Genomic DNA, 19,222 nt, shown 5'->3' on the forward strand with positions numbered 1-19,222 from the left:
CCCCGAGCCGGACGCTCGATCTGGGAAACCCACGATCACGGAGGAATCCAACGGTGCCGCGCGCCACGCTCCAACGCTGGACCCGCGTTGCGACGCTGCTGCTGGCGGCTGTTGGCGCGCGTCCCGCGCTGTGCAGCGAGGTCGTGTGGCGCCCGCCGGGCGTTGTCCCTTCGGCGTCGGCGTGGTCGGACACGGCGGGTCTTTCCGCGGCCGAAGCGACGTACGCGGCCGCCGTGCGGGCCCACGCCGATGGCGACCCCACCTGTGTCGACAATTATTTCCGGTCGGCTGCTCACAGTTGGCGTGATCTAGAAGCCTGCCTCGCCGCGGGCCGCCCCGCCCCGCCGCGCGTGACCGAGCTGTACGACTCGGCGCTCGCGCAAATGTTGATCACCGCGCAGCAGTTCGGCCGCTGGGACCCCTGCCGCGGGCTGTCCGCCGACGGCGTGGTTGTGCCGGCGCGTTACAGCGGATTCTTGTGGACTCCCGACGCGTTCGCCGTGCTGAACCCGGTTGGCTCGTACGAGGACCCGGTGCTGCTGCGCCAGCACCGCGGCACGGGGCTCGGACTGGCGCTGGTGGCCAGGCGCAACACAGCGAACCCTGCGCCGTTCACGCATGCGAGACAGGTGTTCTCGGCGACCGTCGTGCTACGCACTTCGGCCGACCGGTCGGGCTACGAGCTCCGCTTCTACGACCCGCTGCGCGTGTCGTCGACGATGGTCGCCGGCCGCCGCGTCGCGATCGAGCGCGACCTCAGCGCGCCATTCGCGTTCATCGGCCTGACCGACGACCGGCAGTGGATCGACGGCTTTATCCGGCCCAACGACGGCGGCCCGCGCGAAGGCCTGTACATGATCGAGCCGTTCCAGCCGGGCAAGATTCCGGTGGTGCTTGTGCACGGGCTGCTGAGCGACCCCCGGACGTGGGTCGCGATGACCAATGAGCTGCGGGCGCGGCCGGACCTCAACGACCGCTTCCAGTGGCTGGCGTTCGACTACGCCACCGGGGGCCCGTTCTTGGAAAGCGCGGCGCGGCTGCGGCGTCAGCTCGCCGAGTTCCGCCGCGTCTATGACCCCGCGCGACGCGACGCGGCGTTGTCGCGGACCGTGCTGGTCGGCCACAGCATGGGGGGGCTCGTTTCGAAGCTGCAGGTCACCGAGAGCGGCCAGACGCTGTGGGACGCGGCGGCCACGGCGCCGCTGGCGAGCGTCCGCACCACGCCGGAGGTGCGGCGGTTGCTCCAGGCGGAGTTCTACTTCCGCCCGTCGCCCGACGTGTCGCGGGTGGTTTACATCGCCACGCCGCACCTCGGCTCGTACTGGGCGAAGCGGCCCGTGGGGCGGCTGGTGTCGTCGATGGTGCGGCCGTCGGCCCGACGCAACGCGGAGTTTGACCAGCTCGTCCGCGACAACCCGGGCCTGCTGCGCAACGGCGACGTGGATCGATTGCCCACCAGCATCGACCTGCTGGAGCCGAGCAGCCCGCTGCTGCAGGCCACCGCCGCGCTGCCGTACAACCCCGCGGTGGCGCTGCACTCGATCATCGGCGAGGACCGGTACGACTGGTCCGGCGAGCCGACCGACGGCATCGTCCCCGCCTGGAGCGCCCGGCTCCGCGGCGTCGCGACCGAGCGGGTGGTGGACGCGTCGCACCTGCAGATGAACAAGGTCGAGCCCACGGTGAAGGAGGTCGAGAACATCCTGCGGCTGCACCTCGCGGAGCACGCCCGCCGCCTGGCCGCCCAGCGGACACCGGCCGACTGGGACTAACCGTGGGGGCGTGTCCCTAACGCGGCTGACGGGCTACGCTATTGGCGTCCCCCCTCGATCTCCCCACCGCGACCACCCCTCATGGCGTCCAGACCCGATTGGTGCTTCAACCAGGCCGGCGGCCTGCCATACTTTGACGAGGCGGGCCAGCCCCGCGTGGTGCTCGTGACCTCGCGGTCCGCGAAGAAGTGGATTTTCCCCAAGGGGATCATCGACCCGGGCGAGACCGACCGCACCACAGCGCAGAAGGAGGCCCTCGAGGAGGCCGGCGTGATCGGCAGCGTCGTGGGCGACGCGCTCGGCAGCTACGAGCAGGCGAAGTGGGGCGGCGTGGCCCAGATCACGATCTTCCCGCTGCTCTGCACCAGCGTGCTGGACGACTGGGAGGACTTCGGCGCCCGGCAACGCCAGGTGCTCTCGTTGGAAGACGCGATCAAGATCGTCCACGAACCGCTGCGTCCCGTGCTGCAGGAGCTAGAACGCGCCTTGGCGGACGGCGCCGTGCCGATTCAACCTCTCCGGTAGCGGTGGCCGCCGGCGCCCATCACCGCCAGCAGTGCCCCGGCCAGCGCTGCGGGCTCGGGCGCCGCGGTGGCGCTAAGCGAAGCAGCGGACGCGCCGTAACCCGCCCGCCATGTGTTGTAGTCCTGCGCCACGTAGCCCAGCCCCAGCCCGTCTCGCCAGACGGTGTAGTCCGCCGCGTCGACGGCGCCGTCGCCGTTGAAGTCGCCGCTCGGGCCCGGGCCGGCCAGCCGCCTGAGCTGGGTGATGGTCGCGGAGACCTCGTACAGCGTCGCGAACTCGGAGTTGTCGTTGAACCCCTCGGCCGTCAGCGTGACGACCGCCTGCTCGTAGTCCGCCAGGTTGAGCACGGAGGGGAGTTGGTCGTTCGCCAAAACGGTTGCGTCGGAGTCGGTCAGCGCCACGTTCAGCTCGACGTACTCGGCGTTGGGGTGCTCGACGGTCGACGGCGTGGTGTCGCCCGTGCCGAAGAACGATAGCCGGTCTCCCAGCGGCCCGTTGTTAGCCGTGGACGCGCGGAACGAATCGATTGTCTGGAAGTTGCCCGCGGCGGCGTTGGATCCTTCGATAAAGTTGTCGCCCGGCGGCGACAGCAGCCACGCGCCGAAGTCGGGCGAAGGGTTGTCGTCGTTGGCGATGATGGCGAGGTCGTACTGCAGCAGGCCGGTCAGCGGGTCGCCAATCATCACGGCGCCCGCCAGCACGCCCAGCGGGTCGTCGATGGCGTCGACGCTGGCGGTAATCTGGAACCGGACCAGCTCAGCCCGGCAGACTGGCGAAGCAAGGCACAACAGGACGGCAAACGCGGCAGCGGCGGATCTCATGGCGGTCACTCAGAGGAGGGCGGCTCTCGCCCCGGCTGCCGCCGGGACGCGCTGCTGCGCAGGATAGTTCGCGCCCCCGCCCGACGCAACTTTCTGGCGGGATACCGGGCGCATCGGCCGCTGGCGGGCCGTCGACGGCGGCCAACTCTGCTAGACTGGCCGCTTCCCGCCCGAAACGAGCCCTCCGCCACGCCCCGCACGCATGCCCTCGACCGAAGAACTCATTACAACGTTTGTCCTGCTCTGGGCGGTGATCGACCCCATTGGATCGGTGCCCGTCTTCTTGGCCGCCACCAAGGGACGCAAACCCGCCGAGCGCCGGCACATCGCCAAGGTCGCGGCTCTCGCGGCGGCCGGCATCCTGCTGTTCTTCATCGTCGCGGGCGAGCCGCTGCTGCTGGGCATGAGTGTGCCGCTGCCCGCGTTCCGGATCGCGGGCGGCATCGTGCTGTTCTTGTTCGCGCTGACGATGATCTTCGGCGAGAGCAAGCCGGAGGGGGAAGAGAAGCTGCTGCGGAGCGTGCAGGAGGTGGCCGTGTACCCACTCGCCACGCCGTCGATCGCGTCGCCGGGCGCGATGATGGCGGTGGTGCTGCTGACGGAGAACAGCGTGCACACCGTGCTCGACCAGGCGGCGACCGCCTGCGTGGTGCTGGTGGTCCTGGCGATCACCTACGGCTGCATGCTGCTGGCCGGCCCGATTGTCCGCGTAATCGGCGAGGGCGGGGCGAGCGTCGTGAGCCGCGTGATGGGGCTGATCCTGGCGTCGGTGGCCGCGACCAACGTGCTGGAGGGGACCAAAGAGTACTTTGCCTAGCGGGCCCCGGACCTGCTACAATAACAAGGCCGGGACGCGGCGTTCTTCTCACTCCAACGAGGGCCGAATATGAGCACCTTCGTTCACGTCACGCGCTACAGCGAGGCGGCGCCCCAACGCGGCGAGGTCCGCAACATCGGCCGCCGCGACATCGAGTCCGCCGTGGCTTCGCTGCCGGGGTACAAGCTGATCGAGCAGGACGGCGACCTCATCATCACGCTGCCCGGCACGCAGGCCGCGCTGATCAAGGAAGGCCCCAGCCTGTCCTGCCGGATCGACCCCCAGACCAGCGTCGACGAACTTCTCAGCCGGCTCCGCGTGCTGGCGGCCAAGATCCCCGGCGCCGTTGTCGAGGACGAGCAGAACGAAACCTACTGACGCGGCGCCCCGGCGCCATCCGCCGTGACACTCCTCTCCTCGTTCCGACGCGTCACTCTCCGTCTGGCGCTGACTCTCCCTTTGGTTCTCGCATCGGCCGAGCCAGCCTTTGCCGCCGACACGATCCGCGACCTGACGCACGCGTTCGACGCGCAGACCATCTACTGGCCGACCGAGCCCGGCTTCGTGCTGCAGCAGGAAAAGAACGGCGTCACCGAGCGGGGCTACTTCTACGCGTCCAACCGGTTCGCCGCGCCGGAGCACGGCGGCACCCACATCGACGCGCCGCACCACTTCTCCAAGCCCGGCCAGACCGTCGAGCAGATCCCGCTCACGCGGCTCGTCGGCGACGGCGTGTGCGTCGACGTCTCGCGGCGGTGCGCCGCCGACCCCGACTACCTGGTCACGGTCGAGGACCTGCGCGACTGGGAGGCGGAGCACGGTGGGTCGCTGGAGGACAAGATCGTGCTGCTGCGGACCGGCTATGCCGCGCACTTGGGTGACCGCACCGCTTACCTCGGCACCAGCAAGACCGGCGAGGCCGCCGTTCAAGAGCTGCACTTCCCGGGCCTCGACCCCACGGCCGCCGAGTGGCTGGCGACCAAACGCCGCGTCAAGTCGGTCGGCATCGACACAGCCAGCATTGATAACGGCCCCTCGCAGATGTTCCAGAGCCACGTCAACCTGTTCCGCCACAACGTGCCGGCGTTGGAGAACGTCGCGCTGCCGGCCGACCTGCCGCCCCGCGGCTTCCGCGTGGTCGCGCTGCCGATGAAGATCGCCGGCGGCAGCGGCGCCCCGTGCCGGGTGATCGCCATCGTTGCGGAATGACCGCAACCTCGCGGCCTGAGAATGGCGCCAGGTTTGCTTCTCTAGGCCGGCGGGAGGCGATGGCCCACTCACCCCGGCAGGCTTGTACATGCGTGTTTCCAATGCCCTAGCGCTCGCCGCGACCGGCGTAGCGGCCTTCTACGCGGCGCGGGCCGCCCTGCGGCGAACCCGCCACTTCGACTGGCAGGGAAAGACCGCCCTGGTCACCGGCGGGTCACGCGGGCTGGGCCTCGTCCTGGCCCGCAAGCTCGCCGACCAGGGCGTGAACGTGGTGATCGTGGCCCGCACGCAGGCGGACCTCGACGCCGCCGAGGCCGAGCTGCGGCAGCGCGGCGAGGTGATGTCGATTGTGTGCGACGTGCAGGACCCCGAAGAGGTCGAGCTGGCCGTCGCGCAGGCGCAGCAGCGGTTCGGTTCGATCGACCTGCTGTTCAACGTAGCCGGCGTGATCCACGTCGGGCCGCTCGACGCGATGACGCTCGACGACTTCCACGACGCCATGGCCACCAACTGCTGGGGAACCCTGCACGCCGCGCTGGCCGTGCTGCCGGGCATGCGCTCGCGCGGGTGGGGACGCATCGTCAACATCGCCTCGGTGGGCGGGCTGCGGGCGGTGCCGCACATGCTGCCATACGCCGCCAGCAAGTTCGCGCAGGTCGGCCTGTCGAAGGGCCTGCGGGCCGAGCTCGCCGCCGACGGCATTCTTGTCTCCACGGTCTGCCCCAGCCTGATGCGCACCGGCAGCCCCCGCAACGCGATCTTCAAGGGCCAGCACCGCAAGGAGTACGCCTGGTTCAGCATCGGCGACTCGCTGCCGGTGCTGTCGATGAACGCCGAGACCGCCGCCGATCAGATCCTCGCCGCCTGTCAGGGCGGCGTCGGCGAGGTGGTGCTCCGCGAGAACGCCAACGTCGGCGTGCTGCTGCAGTCGCTGTTCCCCACGCTCACGCAGGAGGCGCTATCCGCCGCCGCGCGGCTGCTGCCCGAGATGGGCGGCATCGGCCGCCACTCCGCCCGCGGCTACGACAGCCAGAGCGAGTGGTCGCCTTCGTGGCTGACGCAGCTCAACGAGCAGGCGGCCGTGCGGAACAACCAGATGCGTCAGCACGCGATCCGGTAAGGGCCGACTCAAGAATGAGTTCCTCACCTAGTCCCCCTCCCCGGTAGGGGGAGAGGCAAGGTGATGTCGCAACCAAGTTCGATTGACAGTTTCCTGCTGAACCGCGGAAGGTCTTACATCTGGACGATTTCTCTACGAATGGTCTCGACTAACTCCATGACGAAGTTGAGGGCCGCCACTCGAGACGTGTGGGAGCAGGCCAACACCGAAATAGATACAACGGCCGCTACGACCGCCAAGGTGTAGGCTCTCGTTGACATCGTTTGCCCTGGTGTTCGTCGGCGACTACTGATGCTTCAGCAGGCGGAACTCACCGGCGCCGCCGCGGGTGTCGTGCCAGACGCCGGTCTGGGCGGACGCGTCGGCGGTAGTCGCGCTCAGGAACACCAGGTAGCAGCAGGCGTAGCCTTCCTCGACCTGCTTGAACGTCAGCAGGCTGCCCTCGACGGAGTGAGAGACCTCGCCCCGGATCACGGCGTCACGTTCGCGGCCCGCCACGGGGCCGATGAAGTCGCCGCTCAACTCGCCCGCCACACACTTCAGCCGCACGGTGCACGACTTCGGCTCGGCGGCCAGCGAGCCGTCGACCACGTCGTCCCAGTCGAGCCGCCACTGGCCGGAGTAGTTGGGCGCCACCGCCACCGCCCGCCCCGCTTCAGGGGTAGGCACACTATCGACAAAGTCGCTGTACGGAATGGCGAACGCAAGCAAGGCGAGAACGGCAGGCGTCATGGCTGGCTCCGGGGGCTGGGGAATTGGGACCTCCAGTTCGACGTGCCGGTGGCTGGGTTAGTTCCCAGCCATGCGGCAGCCACTTCACAGACGCCGGCAGCGGAGTTGGCCCGCCATCATCCCGAGGGCGAGCAGGGCTAGGCCGCTCGGCTCAGGCACAGAAACCAGTGGCTCCCAGTCTGTGCTGTAGTACGGGTTTCTTGGCCACTCGTCGGCCCACCCGCCCAGCTTCTCCCCGGTGGCCGGATCGAACCAGGTGAACGCATTGCCTGGGATCTCGAACCCGTGCTGGACGTAGAGGAGGCCGTCGCGCGAAAAACGGATGCTGGTGAAGCCGTCGAGATGCGACAATGGGTCGAACTGCGGCTGCTCGGCGAAGACGCCCAGGTCGGCGCCGGTGAGCGCGTCAAAGTGGCGGATGGTCCGTTGGCCCTGGATCTCGTTGCCGAACTCGTCGAGCGTCTCTTGGACGTAGTAGATAGCGTTGTCGGGGCCGAGGTGGAACGAGTAGTAGGGATCAACCTCCACCAAGTAGGTGTTGACCAGGTCGAAGTAGGTCGTTGCGTCGGTGTACTTCTCCTCGTAGACGTTCATGGAGTCCCCGCTCAGCTCGTACAGCCGCGACTGCGGGCCGAGCGGCCCGGGTCCGAACGAAACCACCTTGTCAAAGACCTGCCGCACTAGCCCGGTTTGGCTGTCGAACAGCACGTCGTAGGTGGGGACCCGGATCGAGCCGAAGTTATCGGTATTGGCGTAGACCTCGGTGGCCAGGAGGTCGGCGCCGCCGGACGGGGCGTCGATCCTTTCGGAGATGGAATGGTGCGGCGCTGTTGCCGTCTGCTGCAGCACCACGTCGGTCCCGGAGGAGCCATCGATTTGGGCGTTGTAGAGGGGCTGCCCCTCGGTGATCCCGTAGTGGAAGTGGTACCGCCACGGCGTGCGGCCGAGGTAATCGCCCGTACGGACGTCCCAGCGGTCGCCCCGGGTGCCGACACCCCAGGTTGACCAGACGGTGAGGATGGACTGGTCGGGAGTGAAAGACTTGGGCCCTAGCCTCATGAACCATTCGGTCTCGAGGTACTCCTCTGGGATTTCGAAGCTGCGGACCTCCCGCCCGGGCCCCAGGTCGATCGATCCCACGTCTTCAATTCGATCCGCGCGGTAGATCTCAACGGCGTTGAGCAACTTGGGCGCAGCGGAGACTGTGGCCAGGATCGCGAGGGTTGCCGCCGCAGAACAGGCCGCAGGATTCGTGTTCCTGAGACGGAACCACATCAGGCCGGAGAAGACGCCTGACACCGGATTGAGCAGCTTGAGGGACGCGTTAGACATTAGTCACACCTTTGCCGTTGAAATCTTCCAAGGTTGCGAGTCAAGGCAGGACTTCCCGCCGGGAGTCCAGTTGCGCACGACCGCAGTCTAACTGGGCGGCGCGGCGGGTGCAATGAAGACAGCGCTGAGGCTTCCGATCGGACGCGTCGGCGGTGGTCGCGCTCAGGAACACCTGGTAGCAGCAGGCGTAGCCCTCCTCGACCTGCTTGAACGTCAGCAGGCTGCCCTCGACGGAGTGAGAGACCTCGCCCCGGATCACGGCGTCGCGTTCGCGGCCCGCCACGGGGCCGATGAAGTCGCCGCTCAACTCGCCCGCCACACAATTCAGCCGCACGGTGCACGACTTCGGCTCGGCGGCCAGCGAGCCGTCGACCGCGTCGTCCCAGTCGAGCCGCCACTGGCCGGAGTAGTTGGGCGCCACCGCCACTGCCCGCCCCGCTTCAGGGGTAGGCACACTATCGACAAAGTCTCTGTACGGAATGGCGAACGCAAGCAGGGCGAGAACGGCAGGCGTCATGGCTGGCTCCGGAGGCTGGCGGGAGTTGCGTCGCCCGGTTGGACGCCTGGGGTGTGTGCGAAGTTCCCAGCTAGGGAAAAGGCAACGCTACCTGGCCAGGGCTGGAGCGGCGGTATCCGCTTCAGCGGCGTTCGCCAGCCGTAGCGCCTCGTTGCGGCGGGAACGGGCGTGCTCGTGAAACTCGGTGGCGTTTTCGTTATCAGCGGTCTCACTTTCGATCTGGCCGAACAGCTCGGCGGCGTCGGCGTAGCGCTGCTGTCGCATAGCGATTTCGCCCTGCTTTTTGACAATGCCGAGCCGCCAGGGGCTCGATTGGCCGTGGGCCTTCGCCGCGAGTTTCTCCGATTTAACTAGTGCTCGATTCGCTTCGTCGAGTTCGCCGTTCTCGGTCAACGAGTTGACCAAACCCTGGTACGCGAATAGTAACTGAGAGGCCCACTGGCCACCGTCCGCATCAGGGTCTTCACGCGAGGAAAGCTGCTGTACGATTGACCGGGACAACCGAACCGATTCCGGCCAGTCGCCACAGCGGCCGACGGCTTCGGCGTGGAGGACCGCTATGCCAATGTCGACCGTGTTCTCCAAATCGATGCACTCGTCCTGGATGGGGGATAGTAACGCTAGGCACTTCTTCCACTCGCCGGTTCGCTTGCGGCAGGTCGCGTAGAGCAGCGTGTGCTTCAACAGGTGCGGACTAAGCCCTTCTGCGGGCGTGGGAAGAAAATGCTCGTAGAGAGCTGTTGCACCTGCGATTCTATCGTGAGCATAGAAGTAGGTGGACAACTTTAGAGCGAGGTCCAGTTCTAAACCATGCCTCCCCAGTGCGCGGCTTCTCTCGAGGGGGGCAAGGATGTCCCGGTACGCCGTTTTCTCTTTGCCGTTTCGATCGGCGATGCTTGCTCGCAGCATGTCGCATTCGACGCCGAGAACCGTGTCACGATCGGTCTTGCGAACACTGGCCACCAGCGAGGCGGTCGTTGCCTTGACTTCAGCGCGGCCATAGTTGGCGGCGAGTTGTGCGGAGGCGAGCGTGCACAACGCCCGGCAGGCAAGGAATCGATTCCGAGGCTGGAGGTTCTGAGCCATCTCGCAGGCGTCTCTCGCATACTCGACTGCTCGTTCGGAGTCTTCGGACGCGACGCAACACCTCGCGAGGGTGGTGAGTATCCGGGCACTGCAAGCGTCGTCCATGTGTGGCGAATTCAAGAGACGAGTCTCACACAAGTCGATGGCTTGCTTGTGCCGACCCGTGGCTCGCAGGACCTCGGCATGAGTAGCGACGATGCGAATCTCTAGCGGAGGGCGGCGCGCCGGAAGCGGACTGGCGATTGAGTGTTGTCGAGAAGTCATAGAGGGTCTCGCCGCCGACAATCGGGAGACCATACTCGACGAGGTCGATTGACGCGTCCCAGGTATCCGGGTGAGAGGTCCCTAGGCGATCCTGCCGTTCCAGTGCGACTTGGTGGACTAGGGTGTACGCTGCGTTTAGATCACCAGCCAGGTAGAGTAGTCTGGCGCGGAGATGGTTGTTGTAGGACACGGCCGCGGCATTGGCTTCCGCGGGTGGGTCGCCCTGAGTTTCTTCTCGAAGATTGCCAAGAGGCGGCAACAACCCGTGTGGCTTGGTCGCGGTCTTCTCGGGCAGTCTCGCGAGCAAATCGCGGGCCTTGTTGTCATCCGCCAAATACAGTGCTATTACGGCTCCCGCTACTGACTCGAGGTCAAACAGAATCGGTGGCGCCTCCGCATTGCTGTGTCGTGCAGCGCCAAGTTGGTCGAGAGCAGTGTTGGTATCTCCCCGACGCAGGGCCTCGAAACAGCTCCGAATAGCTAGGACACGGTCCTTCGCGTCACCGGCTTCCACGAGCCGGTCGACCTGCGATTGCTGCGCGTCGTAGATCTCAACCGCTAGCCGGAGGTCGAGGCTCGGTTCTTCTCCGATAGCGGTCGATGCGAGCAGGATCATGACGGCTGCTAGCAGGGTTAGCACTCCGCGTCGCATGGCTTGGTCCTTTCGCACGCGTGAGGAAGTGCGAGTGCTCTGTCGGTTCCGGTAGTCGCGGCAGCGTAGCACAGTTTGGGCACGTCGCGAACGCCGGTAAGCGTGCGTGCTGCTGAAGCAACGCTTACTCCCCACTTCTTTGTAGAAACCGACCACCCAGCGCGGTCCAATAGGGGTGCTGGGGGGCGGTCTCTCGGCGGCTGCTGGGTAGGGAAAAGGGGCGTTGGACTTTTGTCCCTATTGGCGCGTAGGGAGGGACAAAAGTCGGTGGCGATTCCTGATCGGGATCGCAGCCGAGGCTGCTATACAAGTGTAGAACGAAGGTCGGCGCGTCCGGTGGGGGACGACTTTTGTCCCTAAAAATCGATGCGCCAGAAGGGGACAAAAGTCGGGCTGGTTTGAGGGGCTCACCCTCTCCCTCCCCCTGCCGGGAAGGGGGACAACGGCGCGGCAGAGCCGCGACGCTTCATACCAACCACCAACCACTCACCACTCACCACTCACCACTCACTCGCCCGGGCCCCCGGGCGCCAGGGGCTTGTAGCGGCCGCTCGTCCACAGCGCGATGTCGGTCTGGTACCACTTGCTGAACGCGTTCTCGCTGGGGCCGCCCGGCAGGTTGGTGTGCGCGACATTCTCGGACATGTCGGTCACGAAGTGGTAGCTGGGCGCGAAGGTGGCCTCGCGGGTGGCGGTCTGGAGCAGGTGGCCCTGGAAGGGGGTGGCGTGATTGCCGGGCATGGGGGACTCGGTGGTGCGGATGCCGAGCAGGCGGCCGGTCATGCTCGCGCCGAAGAAGCGGTTCACGAAGTGGAAGCGGTTGACCTGCGCCCAGGGCTGCTCGGGCTCGGCGGCGGCGCGCTCGGCGGCGCGGCGGATCATCTCGCCCTTGTCGCGGACGCGCCACCAGCTGCTGGTGACCTTCCGCAGCATGCGGTCGGCGGCGGTCAGCACCATGCGTGAGAAGCCCATGCGGGTGGTGAGGTAAAACATCCGCCGCCAGCCGATGCCCTCCTCGTGGCCGAAGATCTCTAGCAGCACGTGCCGGTAGAAGTGCATGAAGAGGGTGGCCTCGGTGCTCTCGAGGTTGTAGCGGCGGTCCCACTTCTCCAGGCGGCGCTTGAGCGGGCAGTCGCCCACGTGGGCCAGCAGCACCGGCAGCAGGTCCTCGGCCTGCAGGCTGGTGACGTCGTACTGCAGGGCCTGCATGTCGGCCAGGGTGGCCTGGGGGAGCTCGGTCAGGCGCTGCACGATGCGGCGCTTGCGGTAGTCGGCCAGCCCGAACGCGTGCAGCGGCGGTCCGTCCTTGCGGTAGAGCTCCTCGTTGGCGCTGGCGACAAAACCGATGGGCGGGTCGTACTCGCGGGGCATGAGGTCGGCCGGCACCACGCCGAGCCAGTGGTTCGATTCCTCCCAGGCGGGCATCGGCACGAAGCCGCCGACGCCGGGCCGCCGGCGGGGGTGCCAGCCGCTGGCCTGCGAGCCGATGTGCCCCTGGCTGTCGGCGAACACCCACACCAGCGACGGGTGGGGCGACTCGCGGACGATGTCCATTGCCTCGGCGGCGTCGCCGGCGGCGATCACGTCGAGCCACGTGCCGATGGCGCGGCCCCCGCCCTGGTGGCTGCCGATCCAGGCGACCGACAGGTGCTTGCCGGGCTCCTCGGGGGCGAGCGTGAGGACGCCGACGTCGTTCTCGTAGACGGGCATCTCGATGCGCTCGCCGCCCTTGGGCTTGAGCGACTCGGTGCGGAGTCGGAAGTCGTGCCACTGGTCCTCGCCGCGGCGGTACTGCCAGCCGGTCTGGCCGCCGGGGCGGCAGTCCTCGATGAAGTAGTCGCTGGTGTCGGCGTGCATGTAGGTCACGCCCCACGACAGCCGCCGCGTGCGGCCCACGGCCATCAGCGGGCAGCCGGGCAGCGTGGCGCCGAGCGCGTAGTTCGGCTCGTGCTCGGGCGAGTCGCCCCAGTTGAGCGCGACCTCGTACCAGATGGCCGGCAGGCGGTTGACCTCCAGGTGCGGGTCGGAAGCGAGCAGCGCGCCGCCGGAGGCGCTGCGGGCCGGGCTGACCGCCCACGCGTTGCTGCCGGCCAGGCGGGGGAGGTCGGAGAGGAGCTCGAGCGCCTCGTCGGACAGGCGCTTGCTGACGTGGATGTCGCGGAGCGGCTCGAAGTCGATGCCGTCGAGGTAGGGGCTGAACAGCTCGCGGAGGCGCTCGTCGGGGATGCCGAGCTGGATCAGCTCCAAGAGCTGCCGCTCGGCCTCCTGCTCGCCGACCGCCAGCCCGGCGAACGACAGCAGGTTGCCGATCAGCATCACGGACTCGACGTCCCACGGCGCGGGCCGGTAGCCAGTGACCCACATCGGCAGCGTGGGGCCGATCCACGCGTCGGCCGACTCGAGCATGCCGTCGTTCAACCCTTGGCAGTACCACTCGAGCTGCTGCAGCACCCGCGGCGGCAGCAGCTTGGCCTCGTAGTCGAGCCGCAGGTGGATGCCCGCGCGGCGGAGGAACAGGTCCATCTCCAGCAGCTCGGGCTTGTTGGCGATCCTCTCCGACGCGACGCCGGAGGCGACCGCCCGGGCGAAGTGGATCTGCGTCGGGCGGTCCAGGGCGTGCAGGTAGCCGAGCGCGTAGAGCGCGTGGCGCCAGCTGCTGGCGTGCACGTGCGGCACGCCGGCGGCGTCACGCTCCGCCCTGAAATCGTACCGCGCCGCCTTGGGTTGGATGGCCTCCATGCGAGGAGTGTACGCGGTCTTGGGGGATTGGGCTACCGCGTTGCGCGGCGGGCTGAACCAAACCAACAGCGATCAGCCAACAGCCGATAGCCCGCCTACAACAGGTGCCGCGCCTTGATCTCCATGTACTGGTTGACGAGCGGCGCGGTGAGCTTCTCGGGGAAGGTGTCCACCAGCAGCACGCCCTTGGTCTCGAGGTTGGCGAGCACGCGGCGGCGCCACAGCAGGATGTCGGCCGCGGCGGCGGCCTGGTAGAGGCGGGGCTCGGGGATGGCGAGCACTCCGCCGGGCTGGTTGCCGCCGTCGGCGAGGTGGGCCTCGTACTCCGGCTCGACCGCGTCGATCGGGTCGAACAACGCGTGGTCCCGCAGCATCACGCCCATCGGCAGGTGCTTGCCGGACAGGGTGGTGAGGTGGCGGCTGACCTGATTGGCGTTCACCTCGTCGATCACGTTGGTGATCAGGATCACGAGCGTGCGCTTGCGGACGGTCTCGCTCAGGCGGTGGAAGGCCTCGTCGTAGCGGGACTCGACCATCCGCGGGAACTGGTTGTAGCAGGCGTGCAGGATGCGGTTCATCTGCTCGCGCCCGCCCTTGGGCGGCAGGAACGAGTGCACATCGTCGGAGAAGCACATCAGGCCGACCTGGTCGTTCTGGCGGAGCGCGACGAACGACAGCAGCAGCGCCGAGTTGAGCGCGTGGTCCAGCATGCTGACGCCGGCGGCCTCGCCGGTCATCATCCGCCCGCAGTCCACCAGGAACACGATCCGCTGGCTCTGGTTGGCCTGGAAGTCCTTGACCGTGAGCTTGCCCCGCCGCGCGGTGCTGCGCCACTCGATGTGCTTGTAGTTGTCGTCGAGCGTGTAGTCGCGGAGGCGTTCGAACTCGTTGTCCTGGCCGATCTTGCGGGTCCGCCGCAGGCCCATCAGGCTGAGCCGGTTGGTGCGCGCCAGCACGGCGTACTCGCCGAGCTGCTTCATGTCCGGGTACACGTTCAGCCGCGACTTGCAGGGCAGCCGCAGCAGCCGCTGCCACAGCCCGAGCCGGCTGCGGACGCTCAGGTGCACCTCGCTGAGGAGGAACTCGCCGCGGCTGGCGGCGCGGAGGTCGTAGCGCAGGGTGCTGCGGCTCTCGGCGGCCAGGTTGATGAGGAACTCGTCGGGGTCGGCGGTCAGTTCGGGCGGCACGCCGTCGCGGATGCGGACCGGCTGGCCGCGCGCGGCGCGGTTGGCGATGGTGAGCGACACCGGGTGCGACTTGCCGAGCGACGCGGTCAGGCCCACCTGCCGCTCGGCGGAGAACGCCTCGGCCCGCGCCAGCGAGAACAGGTCGACCACCGCCGCCACGGCCAGCAACGCGTTGATGGCCGCCACGCCGACCCACATGGCCGGCAGGAACACCAGCGACACCGCCAGCACGGCGGGCGCCAACAGCAGCAGCACCAGCGGCCGGTTGGGGTAGACCGCGCCCCATTTGGCCAACAGCCCCAACGCCACGCCCAGCACCACCAGCAGGAACACCATGGGCGTGCCGTCCGAAAACGACTGACGCCCCCACTCCAATAGGAACGGCGCCCACACCGCCACGATCACACTGCGCACCACCTTAGGGCTCCAGCCGAACACCTCGCGCGCGAGCCACGCGAACAGCGTGAGCAGCAGCGCGGCAGGGAGCAGGTAGGTGAGGAGCATAGGTTGGTGGCTGGTGTGTGGAAGTTGCGGGTGGGAAGAGAATCAGATTCTTGGAACCTCGACCGTGCGGATCAGCTCGCTGAGCACCTGGTCGACTTCGCGGCCCTCGACCTCCGCTTCGGCGGTCAGGAACACCCGGTGCCGCAGCGCGGGGAGCACGATCTCCTGCACGTCATCGGGGATGGCGTAGTCGCGCCCGCTGAAGGCGGCCAGCGTGCGGGCGCCCTGCACCAGCGCGATGCCGGCCCGCGGCGAGGCGCCCAGGTGGATGGTGGGCCACTGCCGCGTCTGGCGCACGATCTGGTTGATGTAGTTGATCAGCTTGTCCTCCACCCGCACCTGGCCGCACAGCCGGGTCGCCTTGACCACCTGCTCCGGGGACGAGACGGTCTGGACCTCCTCGGCGAGCCGCTTGTCGAGGTCGACCTGCAGGCTGTGCTCGCGCAGCACGCGGGCCTCCTCGTCCGCCTTCGGGTAGTCGACCATCACCTTGAACATGAAGCGGTCGAGCTGGGCCTCCGGCAGGTTGTAGGTGCCCTCGCTCTCCACCGGGTTCTGCGTGGCCATCACCAGGAACGGGGGCTCGAGCTTGTGCGTGGTGTTCTCCACCGTCACCCGCCGTTCCTGCATGATCTCCAGCAGGGCGGCGTGCGTCTTGGCGGGCGAGCGGTTGATCTCGTCGGCCAGCAGCAGCTGGGTGAACACCGGGCCCGGGCGGAAGTCAAACTCCTGGGTCTTCATGTTGAAGATCGGAGCGCCGGTCACGTCCGACGGCATCAGGTCGGCCGTGAACTGGATGCGGCCGAAGTCGCAGCCCAGCACCTTGCCCAGCGTGCGGACGAACAGCGTCTTGCCCAGGCCGGGGACGCTCTCGATCAGCACGTGCCCGCCCGAGAACAACGCGACCAGCGTCGACAGAACCAGCTCGTCCTGGCCGACGTAGACCTTGGCGACCTCGCGGGTGATGGCCTCGTAGAGCCGCTCCAGCTGCGTCTTCTCGCGTGGCGGCGCCGGGGCCGGCGCCGGCTCGGCCGGGCGGAGGGCCTCGCTGACGGACGGGTCGAGGATGATGTCGGGTTCGTTGTTCGGTTCGTCGGACATGGAAGGGTCGATCGCTCGGTTTGGGTCTCGTTGGTATCTGATGGCGGGCGCCGCGGGGCGCCTACTTGCGTTCGGTAAAGTACTTGCGGACCAGGCCGCTGGCGTACGCCCGGTCGCGTGTACCTGCCAGCAGCTTGGCCAGCGCGCCCACGTGCTTGCTGAAGTCGGTCAGCGCGGGGCGCTCCAGCCGGCGGGGAACGCCGAAAATGGGGAACTGCGCCAGCGCGAACACCACGCCCAGCGCCGCCAGTTGGGCCAGCACCGCTCCGATTGGCCACACGCGGAACAGCTCCAGCCCGGTGGGGGGCGACTGGTTGGGGTCCGAGTCGCTGATGGTGGGGGTGGGGCTCGCTTCGAGGAACACGACGTCCTTGGGCGATTCGCCGATGAAGTCCACCAGCCGGCCGGCCAGCTTGCGGTTCTCGTGGTTCACCAGCGGGGCGTTCAGCAGGAACGAGCCGTTCTCGATCAGGATCAGGTTCGATTCGCTGGCGTCCCAGTCGTCGCCGTCCTCGACGTACGCCTGCTCGCTCACCAGCGGGTGGCCGTCGCCGTCGGCCAGGAGCACCGTCAGGTCGTCGTTGGGCCAGATGGTCTTGCTGTGCTCGATGGTCGACTTGCTGGCGTCGACGCCGCGGGCCCACGGGCCGGTGAGTTTCTTGACCTTGGTCGCCGTGCCGGGCGTGGCGATGTCGTACCACTCGTCGACCGTGCCCTTGCTCGGCCCGGCGGGGCCGGTGAGTCCCTGACGGGGCGCCTGCGCCAGCTTGCCTGCGTAGGCGCCCTGCAGGCCGGTCGGCGCAGAGGCCTGGGTCTGCTTCCAGTACATCTCCTCGGCGTCGTAGGCGCGGCCCACGAGGATCAGGATCTTGTCCTCCGACTGGTAGGTGTCTTCGTCATAGCTGTAGCAGAGCCAGTCGTACAGCCAGGCCGAGGCGTCCGGCGACAGCGGGCCGCTCTCCGTCGGGAAGTAGACGATCACGTCCGCCTTGGAGAGTGAGGGGGACATCAGCCGCCAGGACCGCACCCGGTGCCCGGCGTTCTCGAACATCCGCCCCAGCACCGAGGTGCCGTTGACGCTGCTCGCGCCGTAGCCGCTGCGGCTGCCGTACTCGGTGCGGATATCCTTTTGCCCGCAGCCTACCAACAGCAGCAGGGCCGAAGCCAGTAGCAGGGCCGCAGTTGTAGCGGGCGGGCGTGATCGGACGTTTGAGGAAGGGGGAGTCATGCGGTCACCTCCTCGACGGCGAGCAGGCGTTCGAACTCGCTCGCCTCTTGCCAGCAGCTCTCGAACGCGTCGCGGGTGGGTGGGTGCGCGCCGAAGAACGCGGCCTCGAACACCCGCACGGTGCGCCCCAGGATCTCCGCCAGCCGCGACGACGGCTCGGCGCCGCCGCGGAGCTCGCGGAGGTACTGGCGGTTGGTCTTGCCCTTGACCAGCCGCAGCCTGGCTGCGCGGTCCAGCTCGATCAGCTCGTGGCTGAACAGGTAGACGATTGCGCGGCTCAGGTCGCCGGCGTCGTAAGCCTGGCGGGCGGCGTGCAGGTAGTTGTCCACCTTCTCTTCGAGCGTGACCGGCAGCGCCTCGACGCGCTGCAGGTGCGCGCGGGCGTCGTGCTCCTGGGCGGTGTCGAGCGCGGCGGACTGCTCGGTCTGCTGGTAGGCCTTGATCAGCGCAATGATCAGCCACATCAGCAGCGCGGCCGCCACGAGCCACAGCAGGAACACAATCACCTCGCCGAGGCCCCAGCTCCATCCCCAGCCGCTGAACAGGCTGTCGAGCCAGTCCCAGAACCCAGACCGCTGCCGCGGCTTGGGCAGGTCGACCGGCTGGAAGCCGTCGGCCTGCTCGTCGTACCAGTTGAGGTCCCAGTGGTCGGCCAGCGCGTCGCGGCCGGCGTCCACCGCCGCCTCGGGCTCGGCCAGGTCCTCCGCCGCGCAGGGTGACGCGCAGCAGAGCAGGGCGGCCAGCAGGGTTCGAGTTGCCAGGTTCCTGATCACGCCATCCCCCTGGCCAGCCTGGCGGCCTCGCTACGCATCTTGAGCTCGACCTCCCAGCCCTCACGCTGGATCCTCAGGTCCAGGTAGGCCAGGAACCGCACCACGGCAAAATAGCAGACAACCATCCACACGCAGATGGGGACCAGCACCGTGATGAGCTGCGTGCGGGAAATCTCGTACCCGCCGAGCTGCGAGGCCGCGGTGTGCAGGCCGCCGACCAGCGCCAGCACTAGCAATACCCCGGAGCATAACGCCGCGAGCCAATGGCCAAACAGGTCGCCGCTGGCGCTCTTGTGCAGGTTGCGGCTGCGGCGGCGGGTGGTCATCCGTTTCTCTTTGCCCGGCAGCATCGGGTTGCGTTCCAGCAGGATCAACTCCTGCGTGAACGGGGCGAAGCCGTACGGCAGCACCAGGCCGATGAAGGTCACGGCCATGACGGCGCGGAACGCGACGTGCCACAGCAGCTGGGGCAGGCTCTGCAGCAGGTCGCCGAGGATCCGCCGCGGGTCGGTCTGATCCTGGAACGTGACCTGGCCCATGTACAGCGTGATGGGGGCGGTGGCGAGCGGCGTCTCGACCGCGACCAGCAGACCCATCAGCGTCAGGAACCAGGGGGTCTGGTCCCAGATGTCCAGGTCGGAAACCATCCCGTCCAGCAGCAGCCCGTTGATCACCGCCCACGGCGCCGCGCCCGCCAGCCCACACAGCACCAGCGGGCCGAGGTGGGCGCGGATCACCTTCAGCGCAAGGTCCATCACCTCGGCAAAGCCGCGCTCGCGGATCGCGATGTGGGTGGCGTCCAGGTTCATGGGGCAGAGCTAGCGGGTAGCAGCGCGGCGGGCG

Annotated in this window: 18 protein-coding genes; 6 read left to right on the forward strand and 12 right to left on the reverse strand. The window is 67.8% G+C overall.

Features of this window, described 5'->3' with window-relative positions; all coding sequences use genetic code 11:
- Positions 1 to 53 precede the first annotated feature (53 nt).
- Positions 54 to 1,772 carry an esterase/lipase family protein gene (locus KOR34_RS09000; protein WP_146564171.1) on the forward strand — a complete coding sequence of 573 codons (1,719 nt, stop codon included), beginning with the start codon at positions 54 to 56 and terminating at the stop codon, positions 1,770 to 1,772.
- 81 nt (positions 1,773 to 1,853) lie between these two features.
- The gene (locus KOR34_RS09005; protein ID WP_146564173.1) at positions 1,854 to 2,297 is read left to right on the forward strand and encodes an NUDIX hydrolase; all 444 of its coding nucleotides are present in this window, start codon (positions 1,854 to 1,856) and stop codon (positions 2,295 to 2,297) included.
- On the opposite strand, the gene KOR34_RS09010 is transcribed toward KOR34_RS09005, so the two are convergent.
- Positions 2,282 to 3,118, reverse strand: a complete 837-nt coding sequence (locus KOR34_RS09010) for a hypothetical protein (protein WP_146564175.1) — start codon at positions 3,116 to 3,118, stop codon at positions 2,282 to 2,284. The genes KOR34_RS09005 and KOR34_RS09010 overlap by 16 nt on opposite strands.
- 202 nt (positions 3,119 to 3,320) lie before the next feature.
- Here KOR34_RS09010 and KOR34_RS09015 point away from each other — a divergent pair, with 202 nt between their 5' ends.
- The 4 genes from KOR34_RS09015 (at position 3,321) to KOR34_RS09030 (ending at position 6,264) form a co-directional block, all read left to right on the forward strand.
- Complete coding sequence (locus KOR34_RS09015; RefSeq protein WP_146564177.1) at positions 3,321 to 3,935, forward strand: MarC family protein; 615 nt, start codon at positions 3,321 to 3,323, stop codon at positions 3,933 to 3,935.
- Between the two features lie 69 nt (positions 3,936 to 4,004).
- Positions 4,005 to 4,313: a hypothetical protein gene (locus tag KOR34_RS09020; protein ID WP_146564179.1), complete on the forward strand. Its 309-nt coding sequence runs from the start codon at positions 4,005 to 4,007 to the stop codon at positions 4,311 to 4,313.
- A 24-nt stretch (positions 4,314 to 4,337) separates the two neighbouring features.
- The gene (locus tag KOR34_RS09025) at positions 4,338 to 5,144 is read left to right on the forward strand and encodes a cyclase family protein (protein WP_146564181.1); all 807 of its coding nucleotides are present in this window, start codon (positions 4,338 to 4,340) and stop codon (positions 5,142 to 5,144) included.
- Positions 5,145 to 5,232: 88 nt separating this feature from the next.
- Positions 5,233 to 6,264 (forward strand): SDR family NAD(P)-dependent oxidoreductase, encoded by a 1,032-nt coding sequence (locus tag KOR34_RS09030; RefSeq protein WP_146564183.1) that lies wholly within the window; start codon positions 5,233 to 5,235, stop codon positions 6,262 to 6,264.
- Between the two features lie 285 nt (positions 6,265 to 6,549).
- Here KOR34_RS09030 and KOR34_RS09035 read toward each other — a convergent pair whose 3' ends face one another.
- From KOR34_RS09035 to KOR34_RS09080, 11 genes are all read right to left on the reverse strand, one after another.
- Positions 6,550 to 6,996, reverse strand: a complete 447-nt coding sequence (locus tag KOR34_RS09035) for a hypothetical protein (protein ID WP_146564185.1) — start codon at positions 6,994 to 6,996, stop codon at positions 6,550 to 6,552.
- A gap of 84 nt (positions 6,997 to 7,080) precedes the next feature.
- Complete coding sequence (locus KOR34_RS09040) at positions 7,081 to 8,328, reverse strand: PEP-CTERM sorting domain-containing protein (RefSeq protein ID WP_146564187.1); 1,248 nt, start codon at positions 8,326 to 8,328, stop codon at positions 7,081 to 7,083.
- Positions 8,329 to 8,368: 40 nt separating this feature from the next.
- Positions 8,369 to 8,845, reverse strand: a complete 477-nt coding sequence (locus KOR34_RS09045; protein ID WP_146564189.1) for a hypothetical protein — start codon at positions 8,843 to 8,845, stop codon at positions 8,369 to 8,371.
- A gap of 87 nt (positions 8,846 to 8,932) precedes the next feature.
- Positions 8,933 to 9,931 carry a hypothetical protein gene (locus KOR34_RS09050; protein WP_261342642.1) on the reverse strand — a complete coding sequence of 333 codons (999 nt, stop codon included), beginning with the start codon at positions 9,929 to 9,931 and terminating at the stop codon, positions 8,933 to 8,935.
- 130 nt (positions 9,932 to 10,061) lie between these two features.
- Positions 10,062 to 10,811, reverse strand: a complete 750-nt coding sequence (locus KOR34_RS27095; protein ID WP_228714663.1) for a hypothetical protein — start codon at positions 10,809 to 10,811, stop codon at positions 10,062 to 10,064.
- 543 nt (positions 10,812 to 11,354) lie between these two features.
- Complete coding sequence (locus tag KOR34_RS09055; RefSeq protein WP_146564193.1) at positions 11,355 to 13,586, reverse strand: penicillin acylase family protein; 2,232 nt, start codon at positions 13,584 to 13,586, stop codon at positions 11,355 to 11,357.
- 95 nt (positions 13,587 to 13,681) lie between these two features.
- Positions 13,682 to 15,277, reverse strand: a complete 1,596-nt coding sequence (locus KOR34_RS27310; protein ID WP_261342643.1) for a DUF58 domain-containing protein — start codon at positions 15,275 to 15,277, stop codon at positions 13,682 to 13,684.
- Between the two features lie 42 nt (positions 15,278 to 15,319).
- Positions 15,320 to 16,378, reverse strand: coding sequence for an AAA family ATPase (locus KOR34_RS09065; RefSeq protein WP_146564195.1), 1,059 nt, complete (start codon positions 16,376 to 16,378; stop codon positions 15,320 to 15,322).
- Between the two features lie 61 nt (positions 16,379 to 16,439).
- Positions 16,440 to 17,606 (reverse strand): hypothetical protein, encoded by a 1,167-nt coding sequence (locus tag KOR34_RS09070; RefSeq protein ID WP_146564197.1) that lies wholly within the window; start codon positions 17,604 to 17,606, stop codon positions 16,440 to 16,442.
- Entirely contained in the window at positions 17,603 to 18,379 is a 777-nt protein-coding gene (locus KOR34_RS09075; protein WP_146564199.1) for a DUF4129 domain-containing protein, read from the reverse strand. The genes KOR34_RS09070 and KOR34_RS09075 overlap by 4 nt, the downstream gene beginning before the upstream one ends.
- Positions 18,376 to 19,188 (reverse strand): hypothetical protein, encoded by an 813-nt coding sequence (locus tag KOR34_RS09080; RefSeq protein ID WP_146564201.1) that lies wholly within the window; start codon positions 19,186 to 19,188, stop codon positions 18,376 to 18,378. Before KOR34_RS09080 ends, KOR34_RS09075 begins: the two co-directional genes overlap by 4 nt.
- Positions 19,189 to 19,222: the final 34 nt, after the last annotated feature.

Origin of the sequence: Posidoniimonas corsicana, from assembly GCF_007859765.1 — a bacterium.
Classification (GTDB): Bacteria; Planctomycetota; Planctomycetia; order Pirellulales; family Lacipirellulaceae; genus Posidoniimonas; species Posidoniimonas corsicana.

What these genes read in the sequence shown, in the direction of transcription:
- KOR34_RS27310 (WP_261342643.1), bottom strand. Translation starts at nt 15,277, where the DNA reads ATGCTCCTCACCTACCTGCTCCCTGCCGCGCTGCTGCTCACGCTGTTC.
- KOR34_RS09015 (WP_146564177.1), top strand. Translation starts at nt 3,321, where the DNA reads ATGCCCTCGACCGAAGAACTCATTACAACGTTTGTCCTGCTCTGGGCG.
- KOR34_RS09040 (WP_146564187.1), bottom strand. Translation starts at nt 8,328, where the DNA reads ATGTCTAACGCGTCCCTCAAGCTGCTCAATCCGGTGTCAGGCGTCTTC.
- KOR34_RS09030 (WP_146564183.1), top strand. Translation starts at nt 5,233, where the DNA reads ATGCGTGTTTCCAATGCCCTAGCGCTCGCCGCGACCGGCGTAGCGGCC.
- KOR34_RS09045 (WP_146564189.1), bottom strand. Translation starts at nt 8,845, where the DNA reads ATGACGCCTGCCGTTCTCGCCCTGCTTGCGTTCGCCATTCCGTACAGA.
- KOR34_RS09050 (WP_261342642.1), bottom strand. Translation starts at nt 9,931, where the DNA reads ATGGCTCAGAACCTCCAGCCTCGGAATCGATTCCTTGCCTGCCGGGCG.
- KOR34_RS09020 (WP_146564179.1), top strand. Translation starts at nt 4,005, where the DNA reads ATGAGCACCTTCGTTCACGTCACGCGCTACAGCGAGGCGGCGCCCCAA.
- KOR34_RS09055 (WP_146564193.1), bottom strand. Translation starts at nt 13,586, where the DNA reads ATGGAGGCCATCCAACCCAAGGCGGCGCGGTACGATTTCAGGGCGGAG.
- KOR34_RS27095 (WP_228714663.1), bottom strand. Translation starts at nt 10,811, where the DNA reads ATGATCCTGCTCGCATCGACCGCTATCGGAGAAGAACCGAGCCTCGAC.
- KOR34_RS09005 (WP_146564173.1), top strand. Translation starts at nt 1,854, where the DNA reads ATGGCGTCCAGACCCGATTGGTGCTTCAACCAGGCCGGCGGCCTGCCA.
- KOR34_RS09080 (WP_146564201.1), bottom strand. Translation starts at nt 19,188, where the DNA reads ATGAACCTGGACGCCACCCACATCGCGATCCGCGAGCGCGGCTTTGCC.
- KOR34_RS09035 (WP_146564185.1), bottom strand. Translation starts at nt 6,996, where the DNA reads ATGACGCCTGCCGTTCTCGCCTTGCTTGCGTTCGCCATTCCGTACAGC.
- KOR34_RS09010 (WP_146564175.1), bottom strand. Translation starts at nt 3,118, where the DNA reads ATGAGATCCGCCGCTGCCGCGTTTGCCGTCCTGTTGTGCCTTGCTTCG.
- KOR34_RS09065 (WP_146564195.1), bottom strand. Translation starts at nt 16,378, where the DNA reads ATGTCCGACGAACCGAACAACGAACCCGACATCATCCTCGACCCGTCC.
- KOR34_RS09070 (WP_146564197.1), bottom strand. Translation starts at nt 17,606, where the DNA reads ATGACTCCCCCTTCCTCAAACGTCCGATCACGCCCGCCCGCTACAACT.